The organism is Pandoraea sp. B-6, assembly GCF_000282835.1.
Classification (GTDB): Bacteria; Pseudomonadota; Gammaproteobacteria; order Burkholderiales; family Burkholderiaceae; genus Pandoraea; species Pandoraea cepalis.
This window is the reverse complement of the sequence record NZ_KB290547.1, coordinates 1-2,766: the sequence shown is the minus strand read 5'-3', so window position 1 is coordinate 2,766 and position 2,766 is coordinate 1. Positions and strand designations below refer to the sequence as shown.

3 protein-coding genes and 1 pseudogene are annotated in these 2,766 nt (G+C 65.1%); 2 read left to right on the top strand and 2 right to left on the bottom strand.

The features are described 5' to 3' along the window. The coding region (locus A985_RS29490) for an MFS transporter (RefSeq protein WP_232424679.1) at positions 1 to 648 on the bottom strand (648 nt) is incomplete at its 3' end. Positions 649 to 1,004: 356 nt separating this feature from the next. Between A985_RS29490 and A985_RS0119085 the strand changes: the two genes are divergently transcribed. Continuing rightward, the gene (locus tag A985_RS0119085; protein WP_017234978.1) at positions 1,005 to 1,694 is read left to right on the top strand and encodes an orotate phosphoribosyltransferase; all 690 of its coding nucleotides are present in this window, start codon (positions 1,005 to 1,007) and stop codon (positions 1,692 to 1,694) included. A 103-nt stretch (positions 1,695 to 1,797) separates the two neighbouring features. Next, positions 1,798 to 2,196, top strand: a complete 399-nt coding sequence (gene crcB / locus A985_RS0119080; RefSeq protein WP_017234977.1) for a fluoride efflux transporter CrcB — start codon at positions 1,798 to 1,800, stop codon at positions 2,194 to 2,196. Between the two features lie 9 nt (positions 2,197 to 2,205). Here the strand turns inward: crcB and A985_RS26245 are convergent. Next, a pseudogene (locus A985_RS26245) lies at positions 2,206 to 2,766 on the bottom strand (transcriptional regulator); the annotation flags it as partial.

Genomic DNA, 2,766 nt, shown 5'->3' with positions numbered 1-2,766 from the left:
GGGCGGCGCGTGTTCGCGCGCCTGCCGCTGTTGTGCAAGGAACATCTCGGGCTCGCCGAGCGCGCGACGCATGATGAACGACACGACCGCCGGCAGCAGGCCGACGGCGAACATGCCACGCCAGCCGATGTGCGGCAGCAGCAACGGCGTGAGCAACGCGGCGGCAAGCACCCCGGCCTGCCACCCCAGCCCCACGAACGACGATGCCCGCGCACGACGCGCCGGCGGGCAAGCTTCCGCCGCGAGCGCCATGCCGATGCCAAACTCGCCGCCCAGTCCGATACCGGCAATCGTCCGGTAAGCCAGCAGATCCCAATAGCCCTGTGCAAGCGAGCACAGGCCGGTGAACACCGCAAACAGCAGAATCGTCCACGACAACACGCGCACGCGCCCGTAGCGATCGGACAGCATGCCGAAGACAATGCCGCCAACGACCGCGCCCACGAGGGTCCAGGTGACAAGCGCGCCCGATTGGGCGCCGGTGAGCGCGAGATCGGCCGCAATGGCCGGCAGGATGAAGCCGAGGATCAGCAGATCGAAACCGTCCATGGCGTAGCCGATGGCCGACGCCCACAGGGCGCGGTTCGCGTAGGCGGTATCGTGCGGCACCACCGGTGCGGCAAGCGAGGGCGAGGCATCGTTAGGCATGGGCGCGTTTCGTCAGGTCGGAATTTTGGGCGTGAGTGTATGCCTGTCATTAAGCGCCGGCAACTGTCTCTTTTTTTGGATTCATCTGTCGGAGGCGGGTTTTGATATGCGCCGTGCGCAAACATTGCGCGGAGTAGTCCAATGGAAAATATACGCTCCGTGCATAATTGACCGCGCGTTTGCTGAAACTTGTGGCATAATTCGCGCTTAAGCGCCGGTCGGTCGTTGCCAGACGTGCCGACCCGCCGCCTTAGACGGCGTCCTGCCGCAGCGCCTTGCGCTACGGTCCCCGCCGACTCACCCATGACTCCTGGCTGCGCGCCGCACGGCGGGCAGCTACGCTTAGGAACCGCATCATGATTGGCATCGACCGCCAGGCGATTTCCGACATCACCGCCAAGATCCTGCTCGAAGTGGGCGCGGTGCATTTCAACGCCGAGAAGCCGTACATCTTCACGTCGGGCTGGGCCAGCCCGGTGTACACCGACTGCCGCAAGTTGATCTCGTACCCGCGCGTGCGCCGTACGCTGATGGATTTCGCCGAAGCCGTCATCATTCAGGACGTCGGCTGCGAGCAGTTCGACACGGTCGCCGGCGGTGAAACCGCAGGCATTCCGTTCGCGGCCTGGATCGCCGACAAGCTGATGCTGCCGATGCAGTACGTTCGCAAAAAGCCGAAGGGTTTCGGCCGCAACGCGCAGATCGAAGGCGATCTGCCGGAAGGCTCGCGCGTGCTGCTCGTCGAAGACCTCACGACCGATGGCCGCAGCAAGATCAACTTCTGCAAGGCGCTGCGCGACGCCGGCGCGAAGGTCAATCACGTGTTCGTGGTCTTCCACTACGACATCTTCCCGGAGAGCCGCCAGGTGCTCAAGGACATCGATGTCGAGCTGCACTCGCTCGCCACGTGGTGGGACGTGCTGCGCGTTGCCAAGCAGCAGAACCACTTCGACACGAAGACGCTCGACGAAGTCGAGAAATTCCTGCACGCACCGGCCGAGTGGTCGGGCGCGCACGGTGGCGCCACGTCGTTCCCGAAGGACTGAGTCTCGTGGCAACGCCCGCAGTATTCGCTTGAGAGGCGAGAGCGGCCGGCCTGAAAAGGTCGGCCGTTTTTTTCTCCGCATCCGCTCGGCAGAGGAGTCAACCATGTTTGCGTCGGTCTTCGCCATCAGCCTCGGGGCAGCGTTAGGCGCGCTACTGCGCTGGGCACTGAGCGTACAGCTCAATGCGATCCTGCCGACGCTCCCGCTCGGCACGCTCGTCGCCAATCTCGTCGGCGGCTATCTCATCGGTGTTGCCGTCGCGCTCTTCAGCCACTTTCCGTCGATTCCGGTCGAGTGGCGACTGTTGATCGTGACCGGCTTTCTCGGTGGCCTCACAACGTTCTCCACCTTCTCCGCCGAAGTCACCACGCTGCTGCGCGAAGGGCAGATGGGCTGGGCAGCGCTCACCGTGGCGGTTCACGTCGGGGGCTCGCTCATCATGACCCTGCTTGGCATGGCCAGCATCACGCTGCTCATCCAGTGGTTGCGCCCAGCCCTCTGAGCGACCGCACTACGGCAGCAACATCACGAGCTTGACGTCGTCGTGCCCCGACAGGCGGAACGTGACCTGTGCGAAATCGATATCGCCGCGCGCCGGGTGATGAAAACCACGCCGCCCGCCTTCGCGTTCGACGACATCCTGCTGCGACCAGAGCGAGGCGAACCTGCGGCTGTCGCGCTGCAATTCGTCCGTGAGGGCACGCACGGGCGTATCGTCAAGGTAGGCACTGCATTCGGCACGAAACTCCGCGACCACCCGGCGCGCGCGACGCTCCCAATCCTGAATCAACGTGGGCGCACCCGCATCGAGGAAGATGTAGCGCAGCAGATTCTTCGCGCCCGGCGCGTCGAGCCAGCCATGGAAGATGTCGGCGGCGGCCGCGTTCCAGGCCAGGACGTCCCAGCATCGATCCAGCGCGTAGGCCGGAGCCGCCACGGCGGCGACGGCCGCCTGCACCTGTGCCGACGCATGGTGCGGCAACGGCACGGCACCGCGCTCCGGATCGCGCTTGCCCGCAGATCGAACAGGTAGGCCCGTTCGGCACGCGAAAGCCGCAGCGCGCCGGCAACG